Below are 12,866 nucleotides of genomic sequence, written 5' to 3' on the forward strand. Positions count from 1 at the left end.
TCGGATTGCGTTATGCAGCCTCACGCTCTTCGAGCGTGGTGAGGATGCCCGCGATGTTCGAAGCAGGTGCGCCAATTGCGCCAGCGATGTTCGAAGCAGGGGCGCCGATTGCAGCCACGATCGAAGCGATAAGCTCCTCGCGCGACGGCATCTGGGCCACGGCTTTCACACCGGCCGGATCAAGCGCCGTGTCACCCATCGCACCACCAAGGATGACGAACTTGTCGTTCCCCTTGGCGTACTTATCCGCGACCTTGGCAGCAGCCACAGGATCTTCGGAGAAGGCAAGCACGGTCATGCCCGTCAGGTAGTCGGCGATGCTTGCGCAAGGCCGCCCCTCAAGGGCGATTTTGGCGAGCCTGTTCTTGGCAACGCGAACGGACCCACCGATGTCGCGCATCTGCGCGCGGAGGTCCTGCATTTCGGCAACCGTCATTCCTTCGTAGCGGGCAACCACCACGACGCCAGAGGCTTCAAAGATCTGGCCGAGCTCGTCGACCACCTGTTCTTTTTGCGCTCTATCCACGGTTTCACTCCAAGTTGGGGGTTTCCCCCCGGCTCTGCTTTTGCCATCGGGCCAGATGGTCCGAGGGCGCGTTCAGTCCGCTTGAAAGGCTCAGATAGTTCCAACCAATGGATCGCGCATGCGCCGCTGATCTGAAAGTCTCGTCTGATTCCCATCTCAGGAAGGACTTAGCGGCCGCAGCCTGCCCTCCGTCTCGGACAGAGAACACGGGCAGAAGACGAATCATCCACCCGCGAACCTGACTGCACTAATCCACTTTGCCGCGAAAGCCAAGACCCACATGCTTATGCCGCCGCGACAGAGGACGCAAAGCGCGCCCCGGCCATGGTGACCAACTGCTGGCGCAGCGTCGACAGTTCGGGATCGGCGGCCAAGGCGGCCTGCAGCTTTTGCCGCCGGGCGATGATTGCCTCATCCAGCAGGGCCTGCAAGTTACAATCCGCAATGATCCGCGCCACGATCTCGGCAAGCGGCTCTTCCCACTTGGCCATGCCCTCCTGCGCGACCTCGTTGCATTCCGCGACCTTCCAGTGGTCCAGCCCGCGAGGATCCTTGGCGTGGACCCCATCGCCACGCAGGATCTTGTGCAGATACTCATCGACGGAGCGATTGGCATAGTGGTTCAGCTGGCAGATGTCGTAGCTGCCCTCATAGGTATGCTCGCCATAAAAGGTCAGGTGGCTGTAGCGTTCATTCGGGTTCAACCGCCCGCCACCGTCGACCTTGATGATCGGCTCTCGCGTGATGCGGGGGAAATGAACACTCAGCTTGTCGCCGGGATGATAGTGGAACAGCGTCTTGTAGGTGCGCGTCCAGCGCTGCGATTGATGCCGGTTGAAAAGCTCCTCGGCCGACAGATCGGTCGTGTAATCGGGCTTGCCCAGACTTTCTTCCTCGCCGTGGCGATAGACGTGCCCGCGATAGGACGTGGGCGAGCTTTGCAGAAAGCGTTGGATCGATAGGGCGTCCTCGTGCTCATGCTGACCGGATGAGCCGAAGACTCGCCAGCGGACGAACATCAGGTCGAAATCTGGCGCGGCCTCCAGCAGGCAGTCCAACCGACCCTGCCCCACATTGATCTGCAGGAACTCATCGATATCCGAGACGAACAGCAGGCAAGGCTCGGCCAGTTCCGGCAGCTGCGTCACCAGCTCCAATGCGGCGATCTGCGGCGATGCCTTGTGATCAGCCCGCTGGAAATGGATGGCCTTGCACCAGCCCGCTTCGGCCAGCCGGTCCAGAATCTCGCTTGTGCCATCGGTGCTGTCGTTCGAGGTCACGATCACCTCATCGAAGCCCAACAGCTTCTGATAGGCAATCCATTCGACCAGATAGGGCGCCTCGTCCTTTACCGAGGTAATCGAAACACGTCTCATGACCACATCCATTGCACGAATCACAGTCACGTGAGTCGCCCAATGGGTGTCGCAAGTCAACCAATAGAAAGGCCGCCGAGCAGAAGCTCGACGGCCAAATTTCCAAACCTGCCAGACGCTTACTGAGCGGCTGCAGTCGAAGCCAGGTCCAGCGAGACGCCCGGGCCCATGGTCGAGCTGATCGAGACCTTCTTGAGGTAGGTCCCTTTCGCGCCCGAGGGCTTCGCGCGGTTCACGGCATCCACGAAAGCGCGGATGTTTTCGGCCAGCTTGGCTTCGTCGAACGAGGCTTTGCCGACGCCAGCGTGCACCACACCGGCTTTTTCAGCCTTGAACTGCACTTCACCGCCTTTTGCCGCTTCGACAGCCGCTTTCACGTCCATCGTCACGGTGCCGACCTTGGGGTTCGGCATCAGGTTGCGCGGGCCGAGGATCTTGCCCAGACGGCCGACCAGCGGCATCATGTCCGGGGTGGCGATGCAGCGATCGAATTCGATCTTGCCCGACTGGATGGTCTCCATCAGGTCTTCTGCACCGACGATCTCTGCACCGGCAGCTTTCGCTTCGTCGGCCTTGGGGCCACGGGCGAAAACGGCGACGCGGACGAACTTGCCCGTGCCATTCGGCAGGGTCACGACGCCACGGACCATCTGGTCGGCGTGACGCGGGTCGACGCCCAGGTTCAGCGCGATTTCGACAGTTTCGTCGAATTTCGCGGTGGCGTTGCTTTTCACCAGCTTGACGGCGTCTTCAACCGAGAGGTTCGACTTGCCTTCGAAGGCGGCGCGGGCAGCGGTTTGCTTTTTCGAAATCTTTGCCATGACTTAGCCTTTCACCTCGATGCCGATCGAGCGGGCCGAGCCCAGGATGATCTGCATTGCGGCTTCCACGTCATTCGCGCTGAGATCCTTCATCTTGATCTCGGCGATTTCGCGGACCTGCTTGACGGTCACGGTGCCAGCGACCGCACGGCCGGGCTTTTCCGAACCGCGGGCGCGGTTGCGCTTGCCGACGGGCTTCAGACCGGCAGCTTTCTTCAGCAGGAAGGAAGCGGGCGAGGTCTTGGTCTCGAAGGTGAACGACTTGTCTGCGTAATAGGTGATCACGACCGGAACGGGGGCACCCTGTTCCATTTCCTGCGTCTTAGCGTTGAACGCCTTGCAGAATTCCATGATGTTGATGCCGCGCTGACCCAGTGCGGGGCCCACGGGCGGGGACGGGTTGGCTTGCCCCGCCTTGATCTGCAGCTTCAGCTGCCCGACGACTTTCTTGGCCATTTGGCCTCTCCTTTATCATCACGCCCGAACCCGGGCAGACTTAGCGGTGCGGCGAAACGCCTCCCGCGACCAATCACGAGGCCTTGGCGACCTGCGTGAATTCCAGTTCGACCGGCGTGGGCCGGCCAAAGATCGAAACCGTCACCTTGATGCGGCTCGAGATATCGTCGACTTCCTCGACCATGCCCGAGAAGCCCTCGAACGGGCCGTCGGTCACATTCACCTTCTCGCCCACTTCGAAGCGGATCAGGTTGCGCGGTGCGACTTCCTTGACGCCATCGCCGGTGCGGTTGAGCATCGCGTTCACTTCGTCGTCGCGCATCGGCATCGGCTTGCCCTGCGCACCAAGGAAGCCGGTGACGCGGTTGATCGAGTTCACCAGGTGATAGGTCTGGTCCGACAGATCCATGTGCACCAGCACATAGCCGGGCATGAAGCGGCGCTCCGAGGTGACTTTCTTGCCACGACGGATCTCGATGACCTCTTCCGTGGGGACCAGAACTTCGTCGATCTGCTCCTCAAGGCCCTTTTCGGCAACGGCCTGACGAATCGCCTCGGCGACCTTCTTTTCGAAGTTCGACAGGACGCTGACCGAATACCAACGCTTTGCCATGTGTCGATCGACCCCTGTTTCCTTAGCTGGTCGGCAAAGCCAACCCATTGAAATCTTTGCCTGCATTGCCGGAGAACTGATCCCCGGTCAAATTGAAATCGGCGCGCACGACCGAATCGATGCACGCCGGATTACGGGCAGGTCGGGCGGACATACCCCCCAAGACAGCCTATTGCAAGCCCTTCAGCCGCCCACGAAACCCAGCAGGACCGACAGGCCGCTGCGGATCAGAAGATCGACCAGCGAGAAGAAAACCGAGGCCAGCGCCGCCATGATGAACACCATGATCGTCGTCGTGATGACTTCGCGCCGCGTCGGCCAGGTGATCTTGGCGACTTCGGCACGGACCTGGTTGATGAACTGAACGGGGTTGGCCATGTCTATCCCTTTGGGTCTTGCAGCGCGTCAGATATCCCGCATGCGGCCCGTTTTCAAGCGGCGATCTTGTCAAACTGGGGCCGCGGACGCGCGCGGCTCCAGAAATTCGACCCTTGGCATCTGGCGCAAGCGGTCCAGATCGGCCTCATAGCCCGCCTGCGAGCGCTGGTGTTCCTCGGGCCGGAAGGGCCGCATCGGCGCATGCCCGGCGCTTCGGGGAAAGCGCTCACGCGCCTTCGCGGCGAGCTGGCGCAGATCGGCGTCGGTCTGGGTCATCGCCTGTTCGGCCAGCCACTCATAGGCGGGCTGCGACATCCCCTCATTCACCGGAGCGGGGTCGGGCACCTGCCGCGCCAGATGCGGCGGCAGCATGCGGCGCAGGATACGTCCGCGCAGCCGAGGATAATCCTCATAGCGCCAGACGACGATGCGGGCGGCACCCTCGATCGACAGCAGGCGCCGGACCAGCCCCGTCCAGTTCAGCGAGGTCGGATCGCGCCCGGCCATGTAATCCTCGGCCATCAGCTCATTGCCAAGGATCAGTTGTAGCGAGAACGCCGAGGCGTTGAAGCTGGCTGGTTCCCGCACCGACAGAAACAGCGTCGCAGGCCCGCCGCCTGCCATCCGCAGCAACTTGCGCAGGCGCTGCGCGCCCTGCGGGTAGATCTCGCCCCGACGGCCGAACATGACATCGCGATGCGTGCCGCCCAGAAAATTCTCGTCCGAGCACAAAAGCCAAGGATACATCTCGCGCAGGTGGTGGAAACGCCGCGCGGCCAGACGCTCGGCATCGCGCTGGCCGGGTGGGGCGTTCAGCCCCTGGATCAGCGGGAAGTTGTCGCCGCGCACAATCGCGGGATCGGCATAGAAGACGCCATTGTCCCGCAACTCGTGCTGCGCCATCCGCAAGGACAGCTGCAGATGCGTTGTCGCGGTCTTGTGCGCACCAAGATGAAGGTTAAGGACCATGGGCGGGAAACTTCGGTCAACGCAGGCAGGGCTGCGGACGGGTGCGACTGGCAGGGGTTGGGGGACTCGAACCCACGACCCTCGGTTTTGGAGACCGCGACTGGTCACTGTTTCCGCATTCATAAATCTCAAACCATTTCCCGGCAACCCGTTATCAGAACAATGGGTTGCGCCGTCTTTCCCAACCAGAAAGGATAGCGAATGAGCGCCACAGTGCCTCGCCCCGATCAGTCCACGCCGACGATAAGGAAGCTGGCCGCCACCCTCCCGTGCGTTGATCCCATAGTTCCCTCGCCCGAGCGGCAGGCCATCCTCTTGCTTGGGAAGGCCATCGAAGAAATCAGGCTGCGGGCGCCCCATGGTTTCGGCATCGGTCACGAAGGGAACTATCCGCATGCGGCTGTCGCTGCGTTGGTCGCAGCCGTGACCGGGACAGCCCCCGCGCCCACAATCGAAGAACTGACCGCCAGCCAAACAGCATGGTTTTCGTCCAACGACGAAGAGATCTGGCACGGCGGTCCCTACGACACGCGCGAAGAGGCTGAAGCAGGAGCCAAGGCGGAGGAACATCGCCTGATTGTGCGGGCGACGAAAGGGCCGATCCGAGTCTCGCGGTTCTTCGATCAGGAGTCGTTCATCGAACAGGCGGAGGAAGCGCTCTATGACGTTGCCAATGAAGACGGCGACCCGCTTCTAGACTTCCTGCCCGAGGTGAACCTTGATATGCAGGAACGGGTCCGCGCTGCCATTGACGAATGGCAGATCGCGCATCGGCTTTCCCCGGTCGCCTGGCGCTTCGACAGTTCCGACCCGGTCGAAATTGCAGCATGGGCGACAGGCGGTGCAGCATGAAAAAGTGCAACGTCAGGATCACAAGCAAGCATTTCCACGAGCTGCACCACGCCCTCGGGTACCCATGGCCCGAGGAAATCATGGGTGAGACCTATCGCAACCACTTCGCCACCGACGCAGGCAGCGACACTGCTGACTGCATGCGGGCCTCGCCTCACTGGACCGGAGGCACCGAGAAGTTCGGCATGACATTTTTCCATGTCACTCAGGACGGCAAGCGCGCGCTGCTCGAACACATGCGAGATTCGGTCGATCTGCCTGCCCGCTTCGAAATCACCTATCACGGCCATAACTGGCGGGAGATCGTGGCGGCCCGGAGCCGGTCTGCCGCGAAATATGGGGCATATCTTGATGCCGACAGCGGCGACACGTTCGGTGAGTTCGTCAGGCGGATCAAATCCGTTCGCCTGCTATCCCGCGCCCAGATCGGCGGTGCAGCATGACCGACACCCCACCTCACCCCGCGCCGGAGCTGCTGCAGTGCCCGTTCTGCGGAGGTCCTGTAAGCGCCTTCGGGGCAGCTATACGCTGCAATAGCTTCAACTGCAATGCCAGCATGTCGCCGGTATGGACCTCCGCAGAGATACGCAAGGCGAAGGGGAACCACGCTGAGCGATTGCGCCTCGCGACAGAGCGAACCGCAGAACGGTGGAACCGCCGAGAGGCTGTCGACATGGCCGAATTTGCAGCGTTCTTTGCTGGATATGAGGCTGGCGAAGAGGATGGCCGCGCCGTGCAATCCACGCAGTTGGCTGAGGTGCGTTATCAGCTTGTATGGCTGGCCGGGGCGCGTCCCCTGGCACACCCTGAACCGATGAAGGGGAGGGCATCATTTGATAGCGTCGAGGACGCGCAGGCATTCCTCAAGCGTCAGGCATCCGTAGCGAAGGCTCTGTCTCTCACGCGGCTAGAAGTCAGCACTACCCGTATCGATCTTTGCAAGCTGCTGGCTGTCGCCTGCCTCGACCAGCCCAAAGCCGAGCCGTGATGGCTCACCTCCGCCTTGAATGCAAAGGCTGGATGCAGGACAATCTGATTGACCAGTTTGAAGCATGGGCGCTCTTCATGATGTTTCGGCGCTTGCATGACAACAGGCTAAGCTTTGCCATCGCCCCTACAGCTATGAGCAAGGCGGGAAGCCCACCGTGGCATCGCAGCCGCGTAGCGCGTGCCCTGACATCCTGCTAGTGCGCGACCGCTTGCATAAGGTCAGTGCACCTATCCGTGTCGTTGGTTCGGGCTGGTATTCATTCAATTCGCAAATGTCGGATTCCTGCAAAGATCATAATACATTCCCGCCCTCTGTACTCGATGCCTTCGGAAGGAGGACAGTACACGCCTGAAAGCAGCAACATCTATACGTCTTGGCCGATGGAACGTAAGGTCAGATCAGCATGATGAACATGCATCATCCTTATCGGGTGGAATTGGCGGTAGCGACTTTGACCCCGAACTGGGTGAGATCATTGATGATAACCGAGTAAGGCTCGGTCACATTGATGATAGTGCCGTCAGACATCTTGATCTCTGTACCAGCATCGTCGGCGATCTCACGCACGGACACGATGTGTTCGATAGCAAGGGCGACCTTGCTGGCCTGTCGTCCGGGTTCGTTCAAGTGAAGAATGAGGAAAGCCACGGTACCGTCTCCCGGATTTGCGGAAATGTCACGTTAGGCTCAACGGAGGCGCAGGGCAACCTGATCGGGGGGCTGACCGCTGGCCCATTGCTGACGCCATGATCCAGCAATTCCGCAAGAAGGGCCCGATCTCATTCGAGGGCCATCGACGGAACTCGATTTGGACGCTGACCGAAGAAGGGCGAACACTGGTGGGAGAGCGGGAACGAGCGAGCCCAGCAAACTGATGCATTGCATCGACTGCAACGGCAAGGGATACAACCACTGCGAATGCTGGCCGGGAGACTGCATCTGCGGTTGGGGCGATGAGGATTGCGAAGAATGTCGCGGCGAGGGCTGGACCGAAACGCACCATGACGTCGATGAACACGATCCGACTTTCGGCGACGGCGGGGGCCAAGATGAAGCTTTTGCATCTAATTCTGATGATCCTGGCAGCGATAGTCGTGGCATACGGCCTGGCGGTGTGGCTGATGCCCGAAAAGACGAGCCCATGCGTCGGCAGCCTGGGCGGATATCTGTCCTGCACATCGCGCTGACCCACGCGCCGGGAGGGATCACCGCTCGCCCGGCTGTGCACTCGGGCCTTTGCCGTTCCCCTGTTTTGACCAGCGACTGAAACGTGCTCGAACCGTACTTTCTGGGGCGTTAACAACGATTTCACGCCTATCGCCGTCGGATTTCACAAGTGTATCTCGGCAGCCACCCAGCCCGCATTTCAATTTCTCTAAGGTCCAAGGTGGGTGATGAAAGATGAAAGTCTTACCAGTCAGCACATCCGTTAAGGCGGCTGCTATCACGGAACTAGGCTCTTAACTCATGAAGAGGCAATCTCTGCAAATAAAAGCAACGGGATCGAACCCCGAGCATGGCGGCGAATTCCGGTTGTGCAAGCTCAATTCACAGCTCTTAGATGGTCTGAAGTTTGCACTTGATCAGATCATCAACGCTGGCCCGGCGGACAAAACGACAAAACGACAGGGAATGAATCCTGCCGCTTCGCCTTCCGGCTACTAATAAATGGCGGTGCCAGTCTCGACCGGCGGGGAAAGACCTTGTCCGCGCAACTTCACCGAATTCTATCGCTACCAGCGCCGCAAATCTTTGATGCGCTGCTCCGCTGCCTTGTCGCGCTTTTCAGGCTGCTGCTCCTTGTCAGACGGGACGGCCTCCTTCGAAGCCTCCTCGCCTAATTTCGGGACTTTGGGATCATCGATGTGGGTATTTTTGTCGGTGGGGTTCACGTGGGACCCTCCATATCTCCCTGGCGGGCTACGCCTTGGATAATGCGTATATGGGTTGTGAATCCCCGTTTACCTAGGCTCTACGAGACACATTCGTGCAGCGCGTTGTTGCCGCACGAAAGAATGTGACCAGCTGCCTGTCGACCTATTTGCAAGCGCACGGGCAATCTCATCGCTGACCATAGTGCCGCACTGGATCACCGTGGACTAAGACCTATCCATTTCGATACTATCCAAAACGGCAAATGGATTGAATCTTAGTCCGCTGATACACCTTAAGCGTGAAGTAAAGCGGTTTACGGTTACAAGACGACCGACCGGATGGTGGAACGGTACAACTCCATCCGGTCAGTTTCGTTTCTGTGTGCGTCCAGTCATCTTAGCGCCTCTGTCGCTCGGTGAGAAACACATCTGTCGCCAGCTTCCTGATCATCTCCAGCCGCTCTTCCAGCGGATCTGCCCAGCCTCAGGCTGCTGGATGGGTCTGAACTGAGCAGTCCCCTTTTCCCCCTCGTGAGCCCTGATCGACTCACGCAGCAGACGAGCTGACCACGATCATCGTTCACCTGGTGGGTAAAACGACAAAGCGGCAGAGGTCACTCCCTGCCGCTTCGCCTTCCGGCTACTATTAAATGGCGGTGCCAGCCTCCCCCGAGGGGCAAGACCTTGTCCGCACAACTTCACCAGAAAATCTATTCTCTATCCTCGCGGGTCAGTGTCACGATAGGCCGTATCCTGTTCCTGATCACGCCATCCGGACCGTTGTTGCTCTAAGTCTGCTGGTACACCTCCAAGCGGGCCTACTTCACTAGGTTTCGGTGATTTAGGACTATTGACGTCTAGAGCGGTGTCATTCGGGCTCACGTGGGACCCTCCATTGGTCCACTGCGGAATACGCAGAGGATAGCACCGATATAGCCTCAATAGCGGCCAACCCAACGGCAGTCGGAAGCAATTCGCGCAGAGCGTTGATTTATAATGAAAGAATTTTTTTAACCAGAATGTTGATGCTGACCATTCCGAATGCGCGCCTAAAGCCCATGGCGCACACTTTTTCCAGAAAAATTTTGATGAATTGTTTGCAACGATAACAAGGGCTAACGCTGACAATGGGCACCCTCCCGATTATTTTCTAGCATTCTTGCTTTTACTAAGATATATTCTGTGAGCACCATCTGTTTTTCGGACCTGTCCCTTTCGGCTCAGCTTTAGATCTTCAGCTTTGCCGGGCCGCCGCATTTTGCGGGCGGCACTTAAGAAAGGAACATCACGATGGCCAATGGCACCGTGAAATGGTTTAACTCCACCAAAGGCTTTGGTTTTATCGCGCCCGAGGGTGGCTCGAAGGATGTGTTCGTCCACGCAAGTGCCTTGGAGCGCGCCGGAATCCACGGCCTTGATGATGGCCAAGCGATCTCGTTCGATCTGGAACGCGACCGTAACGGTCGTGAGTCGGCCACGAATCTCGCTCTTGCCTGATTTTCCGGCTTAAGCCCAAATAGAGATGACGGGATCGGCTTGACGCCGGACCCGCATTCCTTGGAATGGTAGAGATGCGTTTCGCATTTCCCTTCCGACTGTCACGAAAGATATCTGATTGATTGAAATTAACTGGGGGCAACCCCTTTCCCTTGTTATGTCTCCTGCTGGGGACGTGCAAAAATTTAGCACGATCGAACAAGTAAAATACTGGTTAATGAAGAGATGGCCGATTGCAGACGAGGCGCGTTCGACGGCTCTGCTACAAGTCGAAGCTGCCATGGATTGCGTAGTTCCAGTTGATGTGGCGCGGCACGCCTTTGTTTCCGCGGCTAGATCGGCAGGTTTCATTCCTGAGAAACCTGTTAACTACACCGCTCGACAAGCGGCCTGACGAGCAGGGATAATTATGAACCGCCTTAGACTTAGCGCCGATACTGCAAATTGATTGCAAGAGGGGATTCCTAAACCTCAAAAACCTGTCAAACCCCTCCGAGAGGAGGGTTGCGTGTCGTGGGCTGAGATATCTCGCGTTCGGATCGCGCTGGAATATTCTGGAAATCGGAGGATCATTATGTCTGGATCAATGAGTAGAGCACGGCAAATGGCAGAAATCGCTTTCGACAAGACCCAATCGCGAGTTCCGGACCGCACGCGCGCGATGCAGGAACGGGATGTGGAGATCGCTGAGCGTGAGGAAAAGACCCGCCGGTTGAGAGCGGCGCGTCTCGAAAGAGAACGCGGAGGAAGGGGTTCTGTTACACCGTCTTAGGCGAAACGGAAAACCAATTGGCGCTGAGAAAAACCGGAGTTGATTTGCAAGGCGGCGTCGGCGCAGCCATTGAGCAATGGAACATCGCACGTCTGCTTTCAGCGATAGCCAGACCTGCTGGATCTCCGCTCGCCTGGCTCTCTGTAGTCATCGCCGAAAGGGGCCACATTCCCTTTGCTTCGCGCTCTAAGGCGTAAGCCCGAGGAGCTTGCCGTGAAATACCGTATCTGGCGCCCAGATAGCGAGTTGAGAGACGCCAAGAGCGAATTGGACTATGTCGCGCGGGCGGGCCTGGCAACGGCCGGCCGAAATGAAAAAAAACCGCCCCCGGCGCGAACCGAGGGCGGAATGTCATTTGTCAGCGCCAGCTTTGAAGCAGCACAAGAAAACGGCGAAAACGATGGCGCTGACGCCGAAGATGGCGGCTATCCAGATCACGTGACGCCGCCACCTTGCTTCTTCACCCAGAAGCGCCAGCCGATGCTTGCCACCGCCGATGCGCCGCCGCCCAGCATAAGCGCCACAGCCGTCGCCAGCGCGTCAGCGACGTGTTTGCTGTCGAAGCAGTAATAGCCCAGATCGGCCGTGGACGTGATGATGCCAGCGCCAGCCAGTGCGCCACCTCCGATCAGCAGGATATAGCGGATGACGAGTGCGATTGCTCCCTTGAGCATGTCAGGCTCCTTTCAGGGCGTTGAGACAAAGTTTCTGCTCGGCGGCGCGGCGGTTGGTCAGGCCTTGGATGGCCTTGCCCCCAGCCTTGTTCCAGCGTGGCAGCTGGTTGCAGGCTCCTGGCCAGTCACCCGCGTTCGCGCGCTTGGCCAAGGTCGAGCCGCAGGCCGCGCCGGTGCCGACGTTGTAGGCCCAGCTGATGAGCGCCACCTGCACACCCTCGGGCTGAGAGGGCAAGGCGGGGATACAGGCGATGAGGGGCGCCCGGTAATCGGCCAGGGCATCCATCAGCATCTCATTGCATTGGGCGCTGGTGTAGCGATCGCCGGGCTTCACGCCGCGCGTCTCGCCATAGCAAACCGTCCAGACCGGCGGTTTGGCGATGCGGTCGAGGTAAGCCTCGGTGCGCTCGCCCTCCCAAGGCCCGACGAATGCCGCCGTGGCCGCGAGGATCGCCGCCGCGCCAGCCGTTCCCGCTGCCTTCTTTGGCGTCGAGAACAGGGAATTGAGCCACGCTCCAAGCGCGGCAAAGAATGCAGACATGGTTTCTCCATGAAAAAGCCCGGCACAAAGGCCGGGCGGTGTGGTATGATTGCGTCGGATTGGTTTCGGCGGCCCCGCCCGAGCTATCCCCGGTCTCTCGGCGGTCCGCGCTCGGGAGACCGGTTAGCACGGCCTTTCCCGGACTTGCCATTGACGGATCGTGGTTGGCAGATATTGTCCGCTTGCTGTTTCGCGCAGCGGGGCCGGTGTCTGATAACCTCGGTTGCAGAGAACCCACCGGCCCCAATCAGCGCGGCGGATGCGTCTTTTCGGACCAATGCTGGACGGCGCCGCGCCCGAGCAACAGCTTGATGTCGCGCTGAACCTCCCGAAGCAGTTCGTGCGTTTCCCGACGACTGTCCTTTGCGTCTCGGCGATCTTCTTCCATCTGAGCTTCCAGACGGGCGATCTCCTTGGCGTTTGCGTTCACGCGGGCTTCCAGTCGGACCAGCCAGACACCAAAGCCGATGGCTGCTGCGACCATGGCCCAAAATTCGCGGATCTCGGTCATTGCGCCTCCTGGGCA

18 protein-coding genes are annotated in these 12,866 nt (G+C 59.4%); 6 read left to right on the forward strand and 12 right to left on the reverse strand.

The window, feature by feature from the left end; all coding sequences use genetic code 11:
* Positions 1–10: 10 nt before the first annotated feature.
* The 7 genes from rplJ to IQ24_RS09005 all read right to left on the reverse strand — a co-directional run bounded on the left by rplJ (position 11) and on the right by IQ24_RS09005 (position 5,139).
* The gene (gene rplJ / locus IQ24_RS08975; protein ID WP_145397622.1) at positions 11–526 is read right to left on the reverse strand and encodes a 50S ribosomal protein L10; all 516 of its coding nucleotides are present in this window, start codon (positions 524–526) and stop codon (positions 11–13) included.
* A 284-nt stretch (positions 527–810) separates the two neighbouring features.
* A complete protein-coding gene (locus tag IQ24_RS08980; protein WP_158637501.1) occupies positions 811–1,902 on the reverse strand; it encodes a glycosyltransferase family 2 protein in 1,092 nt (363 codons plus the stop codon).
* Positions 1,903–2,021: 119 nt separating this feature from the next.
* Positions 2,022–2,723 (reverse strand): 50S ribosomal protein L1, encoded by a 702-nt coding sequence (gene rplA, locus IQ24_RS08985; RefSeq protein WP_145397624.1) that lies wholly within the window; start codon positions 2,721–2,723, stop codon positions 2,022–2,024.
* Between the two features lie 3 nt (positions 2,724–2,726).
* Positions 2,727–3,179 carry a 50S ribosomal protein L11 gene (gene rplK / locus IQ24_RS08990; protein WP_145397625.1) on the reverse strand — a complete coding sequence of 151 codons (453 nt, stop codon included), beginning with the start codon at positions 3,177–3,179 and terminating at the stop codon, positions 2,727–2,729.
* Between the two features lie 73 nt (positions 3,180–3,252).
* Positions 3,253–3,792 carry a transcription termination/antitermination protein NusG gene (gene nusG / locus IQ24_RS08995; protein WP_145397626.1) on the reverse strand — a complete coding sequence of 180 codons (540 nt, stop codon included), beginning with the start codon at positions 3,790–3,792 and terminating at the stop codon, positions 3,253–3,255.
* Positions 3,793–3,975: 183 nt separating this feature from the next.
* Entirely contained in the window at positions 3,976–4,176 is a 201-nt protein-coding gene (secE, locus tag IQ24_RS09000) for a preprotein translocase subunit SecE (RefSeq protein ID WP_145397627.1), read from the reverse strand.
* Positions 4,177–4,239: 63 nt separating this feature from the next.
* Positions 4,240–5,139 (reverse strand): hypothetical protein, encoded by a 900-nt coding sequence (locus IQ24_RS09005; RefSeq protein ID WP_145397628.1) that lies wholly within the window; start codon positions 5,137–5,139, stop codon positions 4,240–4,242.
* Between the two features lie 201 nt (positions 5,140–5,340).
* Between IQ24_RS09005 and IQ24_RS09010 the strand changes: the two genes are divergently transcribed.
* The 3 genes from IQ24_RS09010 (at position 5,341) to IQ24_RS09020 (ending at position 6,979) form a co-directional block, all read left to right on the forward strand.
* Positions 5,341–5,991 (forward strand): hypothetical protein, encoded by a 651-nt coding sequence (locus IQ24_RS09010; protein WP_145397629.1) that lies wholly within the window; start codon positions 5,341–5,343, stop codon positions 5,989–5,991.
* Between the two features lie 80 nt (positions 5,992–6,071).
* Positions 6,072–6,434, forward strand: a complete 363-nt coding sequence (locus IQ24_RS09015; RefSeq protein WP_145397630.1) for a hypothetical protein — start codon at positions 6,072–6,074, stop codon at positions 6,432–6,434.
* Between the two features lie 230 nt (positions 6,435–6,664).
* Positions 6,665–6,979 carry a hypothetical protein gene (locus IQ24_RS09020; RefSeq protein ID WP_145397631.1) on the forward strand — a complete coding sequence of 105 codons (315 nt, stop codon included), beginning with the start codon at positions 6,665–6,667 and terminating at the stop codon, positions 6,977–6,979.
* A 426-nt stretch (positions 6,980–7,405) separates the two neighbouring features.
* Here the strand turns inward: IQ24_RS09020 and IQ24_RS09025 are convergent, their stop codons facing one another.
* Positions 7,406–7,630 (reverse strand): hypothetical protein, encoded by a 225-nt coding sequence (locus IQ24_RS09025; protein WP_145397632.1) that lies wholly within the window; start codon positions 7,628–7,630, stop codon positions 7,406–7,408.
* 353 nt (positions 7,631–7,983) lie between these two features.
* Between IQ24_RS09025 and IQ24_RS09030 the strand changes: the two genes are divergently transcribed.
* A complete protein-coding gene (locus tag IQ24_RS09030; protein ID WP_145397633.1) occupies positions 7,984–8,169 on the forward strand; it encodes a hypothetical protein in 186 nt (61 codons plus the stop codon).
* 546 nt (positions 8,170–8,715) lie between these two features.
* Here IQ24_RS09030 and IQ24_RS20080 read toward each other — a convergent pair.
* Positions 8,716–8,874 (reverse strand): hypothetical protein, encoded by a 159-nt coding sequence (locus IQ24_RS20080; protein ID WP_158637502.1) that lies wholly within the window; start codon positions 8,872–8,874, stop codon positions 8,716–8,718.
* Between the two features lie 1,272 nt (positions 8,875–10,146).
* Between IQ24_RS20080 and IQ24_RS09035 the strand changes: the two genes are divergently transcribed.
* Entirely contained in the window at positions 10,147–10,353 is a 207-nt protein-coding gene (locus tag IQ24_RS09035; RefSeq protein WP_145397634.1) for a cold-shock protein, read from the forward strand.
* 118 nt (positions 10,354–10,471) lie between these two features.
* Positions 10,472–10,747: a DUF982 domain-containing protein gene (locus IQ24_RS09040; protein ID WP_242008026.1), complete on the forward strand. Its 276-nt coding sequence runs from the start codon at positions 10,472–10,474 to the stop codon at positions 10,745–10,747.
* Between the two features lie 812 nt (positions 10,748–11,559).
* Here the strand turns inward: IQ24_RS09040 and IQ24_RS09050 are convergent.
* The 3 genes from IQ24_RS09050 to IQ24_RS09060 all read right to left on the reverse strand — a co-directional run bounded on the left by IQ24_RS09050 (position 11,560) and on the right by IQ24_RS09060 (position 12,851).
* On the reverse strand, positions 11,560–11,799 hold the full coding sequence (locus IQ24_RS09050; RefSeq protein ID WP_145397635.1) for a Pam3-gp28 family putative phage holin: 240 nt from the start codon (positions 11,797–11,799) through the stop codon (positions 11,560–11,562).
* 1 nt (position 11,800) lies between these two features.
* The gene (locus IQ24_RS09055; RefSeq protein ID WP_145397636.1) at positions 11,801–12,340 is read right to left on the reverse strand and encodes a lysozyme; all 540 of its coding nucleotides are present in this window, start codon (positions 12,338–12,340) and stop codon (positions 11,801–11,803) included.
* A gap of 247 nt (positions 12,341–12,587) precedes the next feature.
* Positions 12,588–12,851 (reverse strand): hypothetical protein, encoded by a 264-nt coding sequence (locus IQ24_RS09060; protein WP_145397637.1) that lies wholly within the window; start codon positions 12,849–12,851, stop codon positions 12,588–12,590.
* Positions 12,852–12,866 lie beyond the last annotated feature (15 nt).

This window comes from Paracoccus sulfuroxidans (assembly GCF_007830335.1).
Classification (GTDB): Bacteria; Pseudomonadota; Alphaproteobacteria; order Rhodobacterales; family Rhodobacteraceae; genus Paracoccus; species Paracoccus sulfuroxidans.